Origin of the sequence: Wolbachia endosymbiont (group A) of Anthophora plumipes (genome assembly GCF_964028115.1) — a bacterium.
Classification (GTDB): domain Bacteria; phylum Pseudomonadota; class Alphaproteobacteria; order Rickettsiales; family Anaplasmataceae; genus Wolbachia.
The window spans coordinates 686,916-703,785 of sequence record NZ_OZ034756.1 but is presented as its reverse complement, the minus strand read 5'-3'; the positions used below and the strand labels follow the sequence as shown (position 1 = coordinate 703,785).

Annotated in this window: 12 protein-coding genes and 2 pseudogenes; 9 read left to right on the top strand and 5 right to left on the bottom strand. The window is 36.7% G+C overall.

Annotation, left to right across the window (positions count from 1 at the left end):
- Nucleotides 1-127 precede the first annotated feature (127 nt).
- The 5 genes and pseudogenes from ABWU75_RS03630 to ABWU75_RS03610 all read left to right on the top strand — a co-directional run bounded on the left by ABWU75_RS03630 (nt 128) and on the right by ABWU75_RS03610 (nt 5,145).
- Nucleotides 128-712 (top strand): sigma-70 family RNA polymerase sigma factor, encoded by a 585-nt coding sequence (locus tag ABWU75_RS03630; RefSeq protein ID WP_341814810.1) that lies wholly within the window; start codon nt 128-130, stop codon nt 710-712.
- Nucleotides 713-763: 51 nt separating this feature from the next.
- Nucleotides 764-1,498: pseudogene (locus tag ABWU75_RS03625) on the top strand (ATP-binding protein); the annotation flags it as partial.
- A gap of 385 nt (nt 1,499-1,883) precedes the next feature.
- Nucleotides 1,884-2,153, top strand: a complete 270-nt coding sequence (locus ABWU75_RS03620; RefSeq protein WP_353286631.1) for a hypothetical protein — start codon at nt 1,884-1,886, stop codon at nt 2,151-2,153.
- On the top strand, nt 2,117-2,614 hold the full coding sequence (locus ABWU75_RS03615; protein WP_341822455.1) for a transposase: 498 nt from the start codon (nt 2,117-2,119) through the stop codon (nt 2,612-2,614). Before ABWU75_RS03620 ends, ABWU75_RS03615 begins: the two co-directional genes overlap by 37 nt.
- A 950-nt stretch (nt 2,615-3,564) precedes the next feature.
- Nucleotides 3,565-5,145: a hypothetical protein gene (locus tag ABWU75_RS03610; RefSeq protein WP_353286630.1), complete on the top strand. Its 1,581-nt coding sequence runs from the start codon at nt 3,565-3,567 to the stop codon at nt 5,143-5,145.
- A gap of 193 nt (nt 5,146-5,338) precedes the next feature.
- Here ABWU75_RS03610 and ABWU75_RS03605 read toward each other — a convergent pair whose 3' ends face one another.
- A complete protein-coding gene (locus tag ABWU75_RS03605) occupies nt 5,339-5,521 on the bottom strand; it encodes a hypothetical protein (protein ID WP_353286629.1) in 183 nt (60 codons plus the stop codon).
- A gap of 507 nt (nt 5,522-6,028) precedes the next feature.
- Here ABWU75_RS03605 and ABWU75_RS03595 point away from each other — a divergent pair.
- Both ABWU75_RS03595 and ABWU75_RS03590 read left to right on the top strand, forming a co-directional pair.
- Nucleotides 6,029-6,226 (top strand): hypothetical protein, encoded by a 198-nt coding sequence (locus ABWU75_RS03595; protein WP_253309710.1) that lies wholly within the window; start codon nt 6,029-6,031, stop codon nt 6,224-6,226.
- A 34-nt stretch (nt 6,227-6,260) separates the two neighbouring features.
- A complete protein-coding gene (locus ABWU75_RS03590; RefSeq protein ID WP_353286627.1) occupies nt 6,261-8,624 on the top strand; it encodes a hypothetical protein in 2,364 nt (787 codons plus the stop codon).
- Nucleotides 8,625-8,634: 10 nt separating this feature from the next.
- Here the strand turns inward: ABWU75_RS03590 and terL are convergent, their stop codons facing one another.
- Nucleotides 8,635-10,062, bottom strand: a complete 1,428-nt coding sequence (terL, locus tag ABWU75_RS03585; RefSeq protein ID WP_353286626.1) for a phage terminase large subunit — start codon at nt 10,060-10,062, stop codon at nt 8,635-8,637.
- A gap of 60 nt (nt 10,063-10,122) precedes the next feature.
- Here terL and ABWU75_RS03580 point away from each other — a divergent pair, with 60 nt between their 5' ends.
- Complete coding sequence (locus tag ABWU75_RS03580) at nt 10,123-11,223, top strand: alpha/beta hydrolase (RefSeq protein WP_353286625.1); 1,101 nt, start codon at nt 10,123-10,125, stop codon at nt 11,221-11,223.
- Between the two features lie 47 nt (nt 11,224-11,270).
- Here ABWU75_RS03580 and ABWU75_RS03575 read toward each other — a convergent pair whose 3' ends face one another.
- Genes ABWU75_RS03575 through hflK form a run of 3 tightly spaced genes read right to left on the bottom strand, consistent with a single transcriptional unit; the run spans nt 11,271 to nt 14,668 of the window.
- Nucleotides 11,271-12,755 carry a DegQ family serine endoprotease gene (locus ABWU75_RS03575; protein WP_353286624.1) on the bottom strand — a complete coding sequence of 495 codons (1,485 nt, stop codon included), beginning with the start codon at nt 12,753-12,755 and terminating at the stop codon, nt 11,271-11,273.
- A 3-nt stretch (nt 12,756-12,758) separates the two neighbouring features.
- Entirely contained in the window at nt 12,759-13,631 is an 873-nt protein-coding gene (gene hflC, locus ABWU75_RS03570) for a protease modulator HflC (RefSeq protein WP_353286623.1), read from the bottom strand.
- 2 nt (nt 13,632-13,633) lie between these two features.
- Complete coding sequence (gene hflK, locus ABWU75_RS03565; RefSeq protein ID WP_264687825.1) at nt 13,634-14,668, bottom strand: FtsH protease activity modulator HflK; 1,035 nt, start codon at nt 14,666-14,668, stop codon at nt 13,634-13,636.
- Nucleotides 14,669-15,122: 454 nt separating this feature from the next.
- Here hflK and ABWU75_RS03560 point away from each other — a divergent pair.
- A pseudogene (locus ABWU75_RS03560) lies at nt 15,123-16,620 on the top strand (hypothetical protein); the annotation flags it as partial.
- Between the last annotated feature and the right edge of the window lie 250 nt (nt 16,621-16,870).

Below are 16,870 nucleotides of genomic sequence, written 5' to 3'. Positions count from 1 at the left end.
TATGCTCTATACCGTAATTGCTGCTTGTTGTGCGCCATCACCATTATTTAAATTGCTATCGCCATTATTCTCAAAAAAAAAGCATAGAATATCAGTAAGTTAAAAATCGCATCGCAATTGTTTAATTTTGCTCCGCAATTACAATCAGTCTCCGAAAACGATCACTCTTGAAGAAGTTAATTATTCAAGAAAAATTATGAAATCGCAGAACTCTTACTCGGGAATTAATCCTATAGTTGTTAAGTACGTAAAGTATTATGCAAAATGTCTTAAACGCCTTAAATGTTTTGCCGATGAAAGTATTGAAGATATTGAACAAGAACTTTTTTTACTTGTTTGGCCAACAATTATTCAATATGACGAGAGTAAAAGTTGTTTTGTCGCTTTTGTTAAACAACTCGTTAAGTGCCGTGCCATTAACTTAGTGTATAGGCAATCATGCGAAAAGCGTGGTGGCAAACAAGGTATATTATACATAGATCATACTATTTTAGATAACATTGCTGATGAAAGGTGCCGTTTTGAAGATGAAATAGCAGACCGTAGTGATCTTGATTACATTGTCTCAACACTACCTCAAGAATGGCAAGTTCTATGCAGACAGCTAGAAATCTTCAGTGTTCCAGAAGTAGCTGAAATACGTGGAATAGCAAGGACAACAGTCTATGACATTCTCAGAAGAATAAGACGACATACAAAAAAAGTTTTCTAGAACCTCCGACAACAGAGAACCATTCCGGTATATAAAACATAGGGGGAGATTATGACTCTAAAAATAATAAGTAACGAAGAAAGAGTAAAAACAGTAACAGGTGTAAAAATGGTAATCTTTGGACCTTATGGAATCGGCAAAACTAGTCTACTTAAAACTCTCGATGAGTCGACAACACTCTGTCTTGATTTTGAAGCAGGGCTTTTGGCAGTTCAGGACTGGAAAGGAGATTCAATCAGCGTTCGTACTTGGAATGAGGCAAGAGATATAGCTTGTCTTATTGGTGGGCCAAATCCTGCACTGAAGTCTGATCAAGCATATAGTCAAAGGCACTATGAGCATGTATCTGGCAAGTACAAAGCTCTTTCTTCGGAGTTTTTTAAATATCATTGCATTTTTATCGATAGTATCACTGTTGCATCACGTTTATGCTTTTTATGGGCAAGGATGCAACCTGAAGCTTTTTCTGATAGATCGGGAAGAGAAGATAAAAGAGCTGCTTACGGCACACTTGCTCAGGAGATGATGGCTTGGCTCAATCAGTTTCAACATATTCGGGATAAAGACATCATCATAGTTGGCACTTTAGGTCAGTATCTTGATGATTGCAATCGTCCAACCTGGCTGCCTCAATGTGAAGGGGCTAAAACTGCCAGTGAAATTCCTGGAATTGTTGATGAAGTAATCAGCATGGTTGGGATCAAGAAAGATGATGGTACAGAGGTACGTTCATTTGTCTGTCAGACGATTAATTCCTGGGGATACCCTGCTAAAGATCGAAGTGGATTGTATATTAAATCAAAGCCGCAAGGCTATAATGAGCAAGGAGTGATACTGTCAATTGGATTGATTGATAGAAATCGTAGGTATCTCAGTACACTCCTAGCTTTAAAAAATGTAGTACGAACGGTAGGGGAATCTAAAAGATCGAATCACAATCCTGTACAGCATTTGCATTATTATTTGATTATATTTATAGGTACAAAAATGGCTAGAACAGTTTTTATGGGTATTGATGTTTCAAAAGAAACACTTGATATCTCAATCAACAATAAACATCAGCGTATAGAAAATGTAGAGACAGCTATATCTGAGTTTATAAAGTCAAAAATAGTTAACGTATTTGTTAGGTTATATGTAAACAGGAGGTTATGAGAAACTTGTAATAAAGTTGTATAACATAGCTGTCCACAGAGCTCACCCAAATCGGGTATATGCATTTGCAAAAGCCTGCAACCACTTTGCAAAAACAGATAAATTAGATGCAAAATTACTAGAAAAATATGCTGAATTTATCACAAAAAATGACGAGGTAATAGAATACATAGTTTCACAAAAGCAAGAAGAACTAAAAGAGCTAAGAGCAGTTGAGCGCAATCTAAACAATACGCAAATAAGTGTCGTTTGCATAAGGTTACAGGAAAAGCCAGGGAATATATAGAAAAACAGATAGAATTTGCAAAAAAGCAATCAGAGCAAGTTAGGAAAGATATAGAAGGCATAATAAACTCTGACCCTGATTTGAAGGAAAAAAGCAAACTGCTAACTAGCTATAAAGGTGTTGGACGGAAAACCGCAAGTATCCTACTCATAGAGGTACCTGAACTTGGTAGGTTAGATAATAAGGAAATAGCTTGTCTAGTTGGAGTTGCACCAAAAACTAGTGAAAGCGGAAGGAAAGTGAGCAAGGCCCAAGTCATAGGTGGCAGATTTTATGCTCGAAAAGCATTATACATGTCTGCTGTGGTTGCAATGCGTCATAATAAAAAAATGAAAGTATTTTACCAGCGTTTAGTTGACTCTGGCAAAGCCGCTAAAGTCGCTTTAGTTGCTGTAATGAGAAAAATCATCATTTGTTTAAATGCTATGATAAAAAACAATAATTTTTATCTTGATGTTTAAGACGGTAGATGCCTTGTAAGGATCATCGTCCTTAATGATAGAAAAAACTGCTTCTTTTAGTTCGTCATAATCCATAAAACCCCCATGCCTTTACTACAAAACTTATGCTAATTACTGTGCCTCATCTTTCCCTATTAAGAAAATCTCTGAATAACATCAACGCCTAATTTGAAAAAGCTCGGACACCACGTAGAGAACGCCCTCCCTAATGGAAGACAAAACCCCTGAAACACCTTCTCACGCAACATAGCTACCTCTTGAAATGAATAGAAAAAACCGCTTTCCTATCCATGCTAGCAACTACATTTTGAGCATGATATTCCATCATTAAAACTTGTCAACCATCATTTAGAAATTTTTTTGAAATAATTTTTGATGAAAGTTTTTAATGGATTATTGTTAATTTAGCAATATATGTTACTAATAACTTAAATAATATAACCATTTCCAGCAAGCGTGAGAACAATTTTGTTGGGAATGTGTTGGTCAAGAGTTAAGATCTTGGATGTTTTGGAGCATCTTTAGTGAATAAGCATTTCCTCCATTTTCAAGTTTCCGGATCGAGGTTTAGAGAGTTTTTTACTATTTGTATTGCTCTGCCTCTGTTGCTCTGATAGCTGCTCTTTGATGATGGTAATTTTATATCATTACACTCTGAATATAATAACTTTGCACAATGTTATACCAAAGAGTATAATAAAACTTATATCAAATACTTTACAAGAAAAAGTGGTGGTAGAGGCAAAAGTGAACATTAATAAGAAGGAAAGCGCATGCTAGAGCTTGAAAAAGCAGCAAGAATAAAAAATATTATTGAAAGGTTAAATGGCGTATGATATAATATACATAGTGTAAAAATATAAATAATTTTATTGACATCTTTACGTTAACACTTCTTAAATGTTTAGTACTGTAGAATTAAATTATTAAGTTTTATGAAGGGAGTAAAAATGATGGAAAGCTTTTCAGGTAACAATAAAGACAGTAATTTTATTGAGGGGACAAAAATAATGGAAAATTTTTCAGATAATAACGAAAACGGTAGCTCAATCTTCCAAGGAAAAATCAGGGAGCAAGATTTCTCTGCGGAGCAGAAGTTAAATGAACTGAAAGCAGCCATAGAGAAGCTTGACAGACAAGATTTGCTCAGAAGGCTCGAGTGTGAGCGTCAGGCTTCTAGTTGTATCGATGAAATATCATCTCAAGCAGAGCTACATATCGAAGATGGTGACGGGGGCTACCTCGATTGTGAAAAACCACTGGGAGATTTCTGGAGTTTCTTTGAACCTCTCTTCAACCTCTTTGAAGTAGATGTAGATGATCCGAAAATCTACCAAATGCTCAAGGAGAAGAAAGAAAAAAACCTGATTGCTGCGATAATTAAGTTTTTGCGTGATAAGCTTAAGGAGTTAGTCAAGAAGATCTTCAAAAGTAATTTAGATTTGAGTTGGGACAAGAGGTTGGACAAAGAGATAAAAGAATTGCAGGAGAAATTAGGCAGTGGTGAGTTATCAGAAGAAGAGCTTGCAAGGGTGCTCGAACGTCTACAAACCTTGCAGGATCTTAAATTAAAGTTACAGCTCGCCGTTACCGGATGGATTATTACAATGTTTGCAGAGATGTTTGGAGTTGAGTTGGCGGCTATAGTAGAGGCATCTACAGAAGAAACAACTAAAGCAGAAGATAAAAAAGCAGAAAAAACATCATTAAAGGAAGAAGCAAATAAAGAAGTTCGTGAAGAAATAAAAGTGGATGAAAGAGAAAAACCTAAAGTGCCAGTTTTCCTTTTTGAAGTTTCACCCGGATTTGTAAGGCCGGTTGTTCTGAGCAAACCAGAACTTGAAATTGTGTCAGATCCTTTGAAACATCTATTGCGTATTACTGAGCTTGAAAGAAAATCTCATGAAAATTCACAAAAACCAGAAAAAGTGGACAAAGAAAAGGAAAAAGCGGAACCGAAGAAAGAGGTGTGTCCACCGAAAGTTCCAGAGAAGAAGCCTGTGGCAAGTGGGATAAAACTTGATTCTAAGCCAAGCGAGTATGTTAATTTTGAAGAAAGGCGTCCAAATACTAGTGTTAATGGAAGAGGAACCACGCCGCCCACTAATGGACAAGGAAACAAGCTTGATAATGGAAAGGAAAACAAGTCTGCTAGACGGCCCGCTGATGAACAAGGAAACAATAATAAAGAGAAGAAAAGCGGGTCTGCTAGTTGCGCAGAAAGCCGTCTAAATGGTAATATTAATAGTGTTAACAAGGAAGGAATCAAATCTACTAATAAGCAGGAAACGTATGACCCTTACGCTAAGCTTGCAAAAAAAGTTGCTGAAAGGAACACTCAAAGAAAAGAATCTGCCACTATTAAACACGATTATCCAATTGATACTTGGCAAGCTCCATCAGGAACTACTGATAATGGAAAATCTAGTGCTAGTTCTGCAAGTGATGCTAAAGAAAATCCTAAGTCAAAAGTTACTGATGTATTGAATGAACGTGCAGCAAGAGGGAATGGTAATACACTATCGAGATAGCTAGTGCTAGCTACTTATGTGATAAAGAACACCGGATCCCAGTACTGGATGACACCTATGGGTTATTTGTGATGACAAAGGAGGGTAGCCCGTGACGCTGGAATCCAGGGGCCAGTGTTTCCTTTTTGTCATTCCAGTGCGTGACACTGGAATCCAGGATGTACATTAGGTTTGATAAGTGTATGGTTTTATGTTAGAAGGGAGTGTTTTTGATGAATTGCAAAAAACCAGTGTCTGGGCACTGGGATGACAAGAAAAAGAGGTGCTGGTATGACATTAAAGAGTAGGGATTGATGGCAAAGATAAATACAGGTGTCATTCCAGCGCGTGATGCTGGAATCCAGGGGCATATAGATAGATGTCGACAGTTCGTCATTCCGCTACGTGTTAGCGGAATCTATGCTTGAGATACCGCGAATGAATCGCGGTATGACGTAGGGAACTTAGGGTTGCCAATGACTTGTCATTCCAGTGCGTGACACTGGAATCCAGGATGTGCATTGGGTTTGATAAGTGTATGGTTTTATGTTAGAAGGGAGTGTTTTTGATGGAAAAAAAACTGGATCCCAGTGTCTGGGCACTGGGATGACAGGAAGAGGAGGATGACACCCATAACCTTGTCATTCCAGTACGTGATGCTGGAATCCAGAGTTGTAGACCAAGTGTCTTTTCTTTGTCATTCCAGCGCGTAACACTGGAATCCAGGGGTATATAGATAGATGTCGACAGCTCGTCATTCCGCTACGTGTTAGCGGAATCTCGAAAACTTAAGTTTTATGAAAAAAGAGTGAATAAAATTTATACTAAAAAATATAAAAAAAGTACTTGCACTACAATTTATTTTTAGTATATTAGTTACATAATATTTTTACTGGAGGGTAATATGCCAAATGATAAAAAAAGCAAATCAGGACCTCAACCTGATGGTTCGTGGATTCCAAGTGAAAGGTTAGAATGGATTGGTCCTGATAAGTATAAAAACTACGAGCGGCAACGTGAAAGCAGTAAGCCTAACACACAACTGGGTAGTAGCAGTGCTACTAGTGCCGGTAGTAGTAAAGATAAAGGCAAAAGCAAGTAGTGTTGTTTCTTAACAATTTTTAATAGAGGTAGTTATGGATATAAAAGAGCTGGTTAAAGCGTTTAATTTAAATAATTATGCTTGTAATAAGATCAATACTAATTTTACTGTAGAAGGTAAAAAGATTGTTGGTTTATTTGCTAGTAATACTGATACAAAAGAATATCTGCGAGGAATAGGAGAGGAGATAATAAAGCGGCACTATCTTGGTGGAACTGAGGTAGCAAGTAGATATTATAACTTAAACTGTTTCCCATTTGTTCTAGGTGCTAATCCTGATAAAGAGGATTTAGGTAATGGCATAGTGAAAGTGAAGCTTGCAGGCTCTACAAATAATGAAGTGATTCGTAACTTGAAGGTTCATTTTGCTAATGAGTTTGAGAGGGCTGTGGGAGCGAAAGTGGTTGCATGTCTACAAAAAGAAGTAGGGATAACTAAGGAAGAAGCATATGAATGGATGGAAGGAACTGTTAAAACAGGAGCAATAGGTAAGCCTTATTTGTACTGTATAGCTTTTAGCGATGAATACCTTGAGAGGGAATATGATTTAGAGACTTTTGAATTTTTTAAGCAGGCATATATTAAAGAATTTAACTCAAGGTTAGAAAACTGTGGCCTGAAGAGCTCGGACTTTTACGAATATAAAAATGATATGTTATACGTCAAAAACGTTAGCGATAAGGTAATCAAGAGTGTAACAGAATATGTTAAAAAGGAAGTAGCATTTGATTTTAGAACTCCAGGCACAGAAGATTCTAAAGTCGAAAATTTTAAAGATGTTCTTGGCGATTTTATTTTTAAATTGACAGGGAAATCAATTAACGCTTATGATTATGATATTTTTACAGACAAAAAGAAAATAGAGAATGGTAATGATTTTGTCCTTGTACCTTTAACAGAAAGATATAGTGGTCAGCTTGAATTTTTAAAGCATAAGGATGTGTACAAAATTAATATAAAATATCAAAATCTTATAAGTGATATCAGAGGCAAGACTGCAGATCCAGATATTACTAATTCTGAAAACCCAATTTATGCTATCTCTAATGAAAGAATTGCTCAGTTACTTCCTGAAATTATGCAGTCTCCAATTGCATATAGTGAAAGAAACGGACGTTTTGAATTTGCAGTGGATCCTGAAAATTTTAAGAGACGTGGCTCGAGTCGATTCTCCTCAACAGTAAATTCTCCTATACATGCAGGACCGAGTGGACTAAGAACACCGCCCAACCAAAGGAAAGCAGACAGTGGTTATGATAGTAGTTCACCTCCGAAACCTAAGGATTCTGTTGCACATTCTTCAAGTAGCGATCCAAGATCATCCTTTGAAGAGATACAGGAGCCACAGTCGTGTTTTCCCAGGCGAGGGGTGCTGCCGCATAATGTAGGCGCTGCTGAGGTAGGTGCTGCTGAAAGTGGATCAGCAGGGACTAGTGCTCGGGCTCAGCAAACGAACCCTTGTTTATCACAAGGCACGTCCGGAAATAAATGGCAGCCACTGCAATTTACTGAACCAGGATTTAGTGGTTTATCATGGAAAGGTGCTAATGAAAGCACGTCAATAGGGAATAGTACTTGGTATGTGTCATTATCAGGTTCTCCAGATTTGGGGATTCTTGGAGATTATCCAAAAGGTACGGAGAGCATTTGTGGTGTGGAACCTGAAAAACAGCAAGTTAGTGATGAGTGTTCTGAAGCAAAGTCACAAGAGAGTGAATCTCCGAAGAAACATGGGGGTGGTCTCCAAAGTACAATAAAAAGTTTCCTCTCTTCACCTTCTAAGCATAAGCAACATGACGCAAGCTTGAAGCGATGTGATGTAGGGCGTGATACGATGCATTCAAGTGTAAGTGCTCCTGGGGATTTTGTAACTGAAAAACCACCTCTTTCTGAACGATCTGCCTCAGAAAGAAGAGCAAAAAATAATTCACCCTCAAAAGAGACTTCTCCTGTACATTCTACAATTATTGGTAGTATTCCAGGACTCCCGTCACAAGGTACTACCGTGGTAGAATCTAATAGTGGACTAAAGTCGCAAAAACGTCTTGATCTTGATCAGAGGGAGGAACTACGCCCATTTCTTTCTTCTGAGATGAAGGAGAAGCTAGACTCCAACTCTTTCTCCCCTGGGGAGGAGCAGCATTTATATTTGACGCATACTCCTTCGGGGAAATGCGAGATAACAAAATCTTTCGAGAGTCCAGAAGAGAACTTAATGCGATGTGTAAACGCACAATTACCGTCATCTGATAACCTTAGTTCTGAAAAAGTTAATAGAGATAGTGGCTTTTGTTCTATTGGATCGGCTTCTCCTGCTGTGCCACATAAGGGAGGTGTCTCTTCAGAGCTTAAACATCCGCAACAGGTAAAGCATATGTCAGAAGCTTTGGGGAAATAAATTTAGGTTTTTAGATATACCTTAACCATCTAAGCGTTTTATTAGGGTTGGGGCCAAAGTCCCTGACCCTGAAAGCACTGGTGTTAGTTTTTCTCATCCATTGCAGATATTGCACGGTACTATCCACTTGATCATCGTGGCGAGCTTCTGGGAACATTAAAATTTCGTACTCAAAATCATTGAGCCATACTGCTTGCTGTGGCAAAAAAACCCTGCCAGACTCTATCACCGGAACAATTTGATAAAATCGAGTGAGTTTGTCATTGTGTGGCACTATTTCAATAATCGGTAGATCGCTATTTGCCTTTAGCTCTTGTGTTAATTGCTGACCACTTGTTTTTGCTTCGATCAAAATTGCATGTGGTGCCCATCTTGCAGCTAGTGACAGAACTTGCTCTTTAAGCTTTGGATACTCAAGCTTTGCTCGATATACATCAAGTAAATAGAATTTATTATCTATTTTTGCCCAGGTGGTGCAGACGCTAAAGTCGCTGGAATCGTTTGTTGAAACTGCAGTGTCCCAGCTTTGAGTTACATGTGAGAGATTATCAGGGAAATTTTTATAGCGCTTTAGCCACTCTTGTTTTATTATACCACTTGAAAGCGGCAGGGGGTTTTGTTGATATTGAGCAGCAAAAGCGTAACTCCCGAGTTCAACTTTTATCATCTCAACTTCTTCTCTTCCTCCCTCCAGGGGATATAATAACTCATTCTCTTCTCTTGAATATAAACCTTTTTCTAGTGTCGTAATTGAGTTGATTATCTCCACTTTTTCAGAAATCATTGGCAAACAAATGTGATGCCATATGTTTTTTGGCTTGGATAAGAGGTGCCCAGTTAAGTCTTCCAGGTGCAGCCTGTGCATAACAAGCACAATTACTCCTTTTTTTCTATCGTTGAGCCTCGTTACCAAAGTCTGATCGAACCAATTTGTAACACGCTTTCTAAATGTTTCACTCAAAGCTTGAGCAGGGTTAAGCGGATCATCCACAATAATAAAATCACCACCTTCACCGGTTAACGTCCCTCCAACTGATGTTGCGATTCTGTATCCTCTCTGCACTGTTTGGAATTTATATTTAGTGTTCTGGTCTTTGGATAATTTTACCTCTGGAAACAGCTCTTTATACCAATCAGATTGCATTATGCACCTGGTATCAAGCGAGTGCTTTTCGCTGAGCAGCCGAGAATAACTTGCAACTATTATTCTTGCGGTTGGTTGATTTCCCAGTATCCATGCGGGCCACGCAACGCTTATGCACATGGACTTCATTGAACGCGGAGGCATATTGAATATTATGCGCCTTACTTCGCCAGCATTCGCTGCTTTCAGCCTGTCTTCTATGACTTTTATGTACTGATAATCATTATACTCACATCCCGGCACCACCGTTTGAAAGCACAGTTCAATGAATTTTAAAAAGTTGATTTTATTCATGAGGATTGACTCTTTTAAAGATTTTATGTATTATGAAATTGATGTAGTGAGAATTAAGGTATGACAGCAACGGAAAGAGTAAACACTAAGGAAGAGTTCATAAAAACTCGAAATGGGATAAAAATCCAGACAATAACGCTTCCTGGTAAAAATATAGATCAAAACAATAATCAAAGTGAAAAACATCTAATATATTTTATTGGCGGGAATAGAGCGTTAAAATCTAGCAAAGATTATACCCAAAACTGGGATTGGGCTACAGATCAAGGTATTACTGTCCATCTCTTTAATTATCCTGGACTTGGCTTAAGTAGAAACAGCTCATTGATACGTAGCAATAGAGTTAAATCTGGTATAGCAGTTGTAACTAACTTATTGGAAGAAGGTATAAAACCAGATGATATCATATTGTTCGGAGACTGCCTGGGTGGACATGTAACTGCAGAGGTTCATAAAAATTTTAAAGATAAGGATATACATTTGAGATGTATCGTTAGCAATGCTGCTAGTTCACTCAAACAAGCGTCTCTTTATTATTTTTGGTTCATAGCGAAATTAAAAATTTTTCTTGCTCCGATAATCAAATTAGTACTAAAGATTTTTGGTTGCCATTGGAAAACACACAAAATTATCAATGCAATTACTCCTTACATGATGTACTTCAATCGAGAGGGAGACAAGACGATTAAACAACCAGCGCAGCTTGCGACAAAAATAGAAAGAATAGAGCAAAACGGTAGAGGGAAAGATTACCAAAAAAAAGAAATCTTTGAAGATTTTGAGGAATATGAAGAATTTTTCAAGCAACATACAATATTAAGAAGGAATGATGAATGTATTGATCCTAAAAAAGCTGATAAAGATGTACACAAATTGCCAATTACATGTTTAAAATCTTACAATGAAGTTGGTTACACTTTTCCTGAGTTGATTCGTTTATATATTCAAAGGACAGATGAATATTTTGCTAAACATGGTTCACTAAATGATGAGAAGAAAGTTGAAGAGTTTAGAAGAAGTAAATTTTATGAAGATTTTTCTGGCTATACAAATTCAGAGAACTTCTTGCATAACCACGCTCACCCTTCGGGGTCATTCCAGCGCGTGAAGCTGGAATCTAGAAAAAAAGAAGATAGATCCCAGTGTCGAGCACTGGGGTGACAGGAAGTAACGCAAAATGTTGCCTTACAGAATAATCTGCAAGCCAGCTATTTTTTTAACTTTATTGAAGTAAAAAACTGATTTCCATTGCGGTAAATGAGCAACATTATTGAATCTTTACCGTTTTTCTTTACTGCTGAATCAACTTGTTTTTGAAAATCATTAGTATTTTCTATATCGGTTCCATCTAATTGGATAATAATGTCTCCTTTTTTAATACCACGCAGCGTGGCATTACTGTTACTATCTACATTAATAACTATCACACCTTTTGTAGGATTACTTTCTTTTGATTCTTTTGGCAGGTTTGAAACAGTTAAACCAGTTATGTAATCGGATGTTGATTTATTTTCTTCTTGATTATTACCTTGACCATCATTTGCAGATTCTTCAATCACAACCTTAATATTGACCTCTTTGCCCTTTCTAAGTAACTTAATTTGTACTTTTTTTCCAGGTTCAGTTCTTGAAACCATTTGAGGCAGTTGTGTCATTCTATCAATTTTTTTATCATCAAATTCTAATAATATGTCACCCACCTTAATTCCACCTTTTTCTGCAGGGCTATCCTTTACTATACTTGCAACCAGTGCACCTTTTGTATCTTTTAAACCCAAAGACTCAGCAAATTCTTTCGTTATAGGCTGAACTTGCACACCAAGCCAACCATGTTTTATTTTTTTGCCACTTTTTAATGTGTCAATAATTGACATAGCTAAATTAGATGGTATAGCAAAGCCTATACCCACGTTACCGCCAGACTCAGATGGGGAATAGATAGCGGTGTTAATGCCTATAACTTTTCCATTTAAATCAAATAATGGCCCTCCAGAGTTGCCTCTATTAATTGCAGCATCAGTTTGAATAAATTCATTCATAGTGCCGATACTAATGTCTCTGGACCTTGCAGATATAATTCCTGTGCTTACAGAGCTACCCAAACCAAATGGGTTACCTATTGCAATAACTGTATCGCCAACCCTTGCTGTATCAGAATTACCAAATGCAACAAAAGGAAGATCTTTATTAGAATGAACCTTAAGCACAGCAAGATCAGTTCTTGCATCATAGCCTAAAACTTCTGCTTTGAAATAAGTATTATCGTTCATAGTAACTGTGATATCTTGGGCGTTTTTAATAACGTGATAATTGGTTACTATAGTTCCACCTTTATCTAGAATAAACCCAGAACCAAGCAACACCACCTCTCTGTTAACACTAGGGCCCCTATCCATAAAAAACTGATCAAAATGCTCAAAAAATTCTCTAAAATCATCAAAGAAATTATTTCTTGGCATAAAAGGGATTTTAGTTCTATTGTTACTTTCTTGTTTGATTATTTGTTCGCTTGAAATATTTACAACCGCAGGAATGAGTTCTTCCACTAAATCGGCAAGTCCTTGATTACAGTTACATGCAGTAGTGCTAGCATCAACGACCTTTTTTGCATTCCAATCAAACATATTAGCGTATGAAGAAAACGCAATTAGAAAATATGCAAATATAGATAAAATAAATGCCTTACTTTTCATAAATTATTTCCATCCTTTGTTTAAAATATCTAAAAAGGTATTGTTTGGTGAAAGTACAAATTTAGTATTATTTTCGGCAAATGATTTACTGTAAGCGCTCATAGAGCGATAAAAGTTAAAAAACTCTTCATCAACCTTAAATGCCTCATTATAAATTCTAGTTGCTTCAGCATAACCACGGCCCCTTATTTCATATGATTCTTTTACTGCACTGGAGATAATTTCCCTTTTTAATTTATCAGCTTTTGATCTAACTTCCTGCCCAGCTTGCTCTCCTTCTGCTCTAATTTCTTTTGCTTCTTTTGCCCTTTCAGTTTGCATACGGCGAAATATTGCAGAACTATTTTCTTCTGGTAAATCTGCTCTCTTAATTCTTACGTCTATTATTTCTATGCCAAATTTTTCAGCTTCAGAATAAACTCCACGTTGAATCAATTGCATAACCTCTGATCTTTTTTCATTCAACAAACTAATCAACGAAAATCTGCCTATATTTTCTCTTATGTGTGCTTCTATAACCGGATACAATCTTCTAACCAGCCCTGATTCATTCCTCACAGCCTGGTAAAAAGTAACAGGATTTGTTATTTTATATTTTGCATACGCATCTACTATAATACGTTTTTGATCCGCTGTTATCACTTCCCTTGGGATCTTATCAGGACTTAAATCTAAAACTCTTTTATCAAGAAACTCTACACTGTTTATGAATGGTAACTTAAAATATAAGCCACTTTCTCTAACATCTCTTACAACTTTACCGAGTTGTATAACTATCGCTTGCTTTGTTTCTTGCACAACAAATATTGAATTAAATAAAACAATCAATAAAACAACAAATACAGAAACAAAAACAATTTTAATATTACTACTCATGGTTATTTCCCTAAATTTGTAAGAGGTAAATAAGAAAACATACCTTTCAGATCATCAGTTACAACAACTTTGTCTACCTTACTGAAAATATTTTCCATAGTTTCAAGATAAATACGATTCTTAACGAGAGAAGGATTCTGTCTATATTCCTCATAAAGAGATAAAAAGCGATTTGCATTACCTTTTGCTTCATTTATTACTTCATTCTCATATGCCTCTGCATCTAATTTTATCTTTATCGCTTCACCCTTTGCTCGAGGTATAATATCGTTATTATAAGCATATGCTTCGTTTATAGTACGCTCTTTGTCTGCACGAGCACTTTGTACATCTCTAAACGAACTGATTACTTTTTCTGGTGGATCAATTTTTTTCATTTGAACAGATAAAATCTCTATGCCCATTTGGTATCCATCAAGAATCTGCTGCAATAGAATTCTAGTATCTCTAGAAATTTCTGGTCTGCCTTGACCAAGTGCAAAAGAGATCGTGTTTTTACCTATTATTTCTCTCATGGCACTTTCAGCAGCATTTTTAACACTGAAACCGGGTTTGTAATCCCGCACTTTGAATAAATAGTCCTTAGCATCTCTAACGCGCCACTGAACCTCGAAGTTAACGTTGACTATATTTTCATCTCCAGTTAGCATCACACCTTCACCGCGATCTGTGTCTCGCCCATAAGAATTACTTACCCCAATTTCTTCACGATTTACTTCCTTAACATTCACTTTAAAAACCTTGCCAATAGGGTAGGGGAAGTGATAACGCAAACCAGGTGTTTCTGTATTAGAATATTTACCAAAGGTAAGTTCTATACTTTCCTCACTAGGATGGACAATATAAAAGCCAGTGCAAGCATAGAACAGTAAAATAATGAAAATGATGAAATAAGGTTTTTTGCCCCTGTTTCTGGTTAATCCATTAAGAAAGAATCTTACATCAGATACAGCTTTACTTAAAATATCTTCATTATTAGGAGTTTTGTTCCCTACCGGTTTCTTTCCCAAATTCCAAGGATTATTCTCATCAAACATAACGATTGATTCTATAATTAATACGCTAATATTACTTCTTTAATAAGAAAATGCAAACATAAATTGCTATTTTATTTACAAATTAATCATCAGGATGGAAAACATGATCGTACACTTCCTTTTCTCTATGTAGTATGGTCGACTCTATAGAATTTTCTGGCTTTTTTTTGAATTCTTTGTTGTCACTCTTTAAGTGCACTACGTCTTCGTGAAAATGGGAATTATACCTAAATAGTAAAGCTATTATTATTAAAGTTATAACAGCCAAAAAGATGAGTGCCCTTTTTATGCACCTCATAAATACTCCGGCTTCTTGACCTAATTTTCTACGCTTCCAAAAAACACGTCAAGCAGAATTATTCAAAGACAAATGAACATTAACAGTCAAATTAACACTAACTTAAGAATCGAGGGTGTACAATATGAATATATTTAATTAATAGTGAGGTTTAAAATGTTAGCCAGTAAACAAACAAATTCAAGTCCTGTTAAAAAAAATTCTCCTTTCATGGAAACTGTGCAGGATAAACTAAAAGATATAAAAAATTTCTCTAATTGGTCTGCAAAAGAGCAAATGATTGCAGTAGGTGCAGTAGGTGTGATGGTTGGTGCATTACTTCCATTTGTGGCAGTTGCTTTACCGGTTGCTGCAACAGGTGCAATAGTTGCCCTTACTCTATTTTTTGCTTATAAAGCAGTTGAATACACATTCAAAGGGCTCAAATGGTCAGCAGAAAAAACAGTTGATGGGGCGAAATATACTGCCGAGAGAGTTAAGGACGCGTCAGTATATACTGCAGAAAAAGCAAGAGAAGGTTATCATTCAGTAAAAGGAGCTATAAGTTCTGTGAGACGAGCAACAAGAGAGGGAACTGGTGCTACGTTAGGAAAAATGGGGCGCAGTTTAAGTAATTTAAGTGAAAGTATGTCTAGTTTAGACGCCATTCCATATTCAATAGGTAACGAAGGTCAAACTGTTGTTTTGAAAACAGAAGAAAAAACAAGGAATTTCAATAGTGTAAAGGAGATGTTTATTAAGGAAGTTCTTGAAGACAAAGCCGTGAATAGCTCTGCTTTAACTAAGGAAATATTTTCTAAGCTGGGAGAAAAAATATTAGAGAAAGCTTATTCTGTTGGTGGTCCACAAGGTGCCAAAAAGGACCAGTTGATCAATCAGTTGAAACAGCAAGCAGATTTTGTCAATAAATTAGACGCTAAGAAGTTGCAAAATTTGTTGTCTAAAAATAATAACAATCTTTATGAAATTTTCTCTGAGCATCACGATGAAATTAAGAGGATTATTGGAGAATGTAAAAGAGGATACGAATTTGATCAATCTGTGAGGCGTAACAACGCAAAAGACGCAGAAGAAAGAAAAGCTAGTAAGTCTTTTTCACTTTCATCAGTCTTTTCACTGAGAAGAAAAGACTCTACACAATCAACTAGCAGCTTGTCAAAAAGCAGTTCACTAGATTCTGTAAGGACTGACAGTACTGTTAGCAGCGAAGCGGAATTGTTAAATCCTGCGAAGCATAAAGAAGTGAAAACAACTGCTCCATTTAAAGTGCCATTATGGTTGGGGGGTAAAAAAGCACCAGAAGAAACTACTAATGTTAAATATCAAGTTCTTTCTGAATCAGACACGTTGTCTAGACAAGTAGGAAAGAGCACTTTTTACGTTGATACTCCTATTCCCATTGAAAATACTGGTAAAACTGCAACAGCAGGAGGAAGACTTTCTGGTAAGCAGCCTATTCCAGTTGCTCCACCAGAACTACCTAGAAGCGCCTCATTGACTAACTTAAATGGACAAAGTTCTTTCAGTGAAGATGTTCTCAGTGATCCTATTGTGGCGCAAAACCTGGATAGTTTGAGTAACAGAACTCTCACTCGCAGTAATTCTTTTGATAGTGGAAGAGGTTCATCTGATTCTTCTACACCGAAAAGAAAAAGTCCTTTTATTAATTTGGACCCCTTTGGCAGGGTTGATAGTGGAGATTTACCTGATCCTCTTATACCAAAGAAGCTAAATCTTTCTCAAAATAACTTATCCGAAGCTCGTGCAGAACTGAAAAAAACAGGTTATCTGGACAAACTGGTGGGACAGCCTTCTACGGAAGTAGGTAAAAATAGCGTTCATCATCTTGCAGGTGTGAAAGTGAAAATGGACTAAGCAAAATCACTCACCTTCTTCAAAAGGAT

Excerpts from the sequence above, each read along its gene's own strand:
- ABWU75_RS03590 (WP_353286627.1), top strand. The coding sequence starts at position 6,261 with ATGGATATAAAAGAGCTGGTTAAAGCGTTTAATTTAAATAATTATGCT.
- ABWU75_RS03595 (WP_253309710.1), top strand. The coding sequence starts at position 6,029 with ATGCCAAATGATAAAAAAAGCAAATCAGGACCTCAACCTGATGGTTCG.
- ABWU75_RS03610 (WP_353286630.1), top strand. The coding sequence starts at position 3,565 with ATGATGGAAAGCTTTTCAGGTAACAATAAAGACAGTAATTTTATTGAG.
- ABWU75_RS03575 (WP_353286624.1), bottom strand. The coding sequence starts at position 12,755 with ATGAAAAGTAAGGCATTTATTTTATCTATATTTGCATATTTTCTAATT.
- terL (WP_353286626.1), bottom strand. The coding sequence starts at position 10,062 with ATGAATAAAATCAACTTTTTAAAATTCATTGAACTGTGCTTTCAAACG.
- hflC (WP_353286623.1), bottom strand. The coding sequence starts at position 13,631 with ATGAGTAGTAATATTAAAATTGTTTTTGTTTCTGTATTTGTTGTTTTA.
- ABWU75_RS03605 (WP_353286629.1), bottom strand. The coding sequence starts at position 5,521 with ATGACGAACTGTCGACATCTATCTATATGCCCCTGGATTCCAGCATCA.
- hflK (WP_264687825.1), bottom strand. The coding sequence starts at position 14,668 with ATGTTTGATGAGAATAATCCTTGGAATTTGGGAAAGAAACCGGTAGGG.
- ABWU75_RS03580 (WP_353286625.1), top strand. The coding sequence starts at position 10,123 with ATGACAGCAACGGAAAGAGTAAACACTAAGGAAGAGTTCATAAAAACT.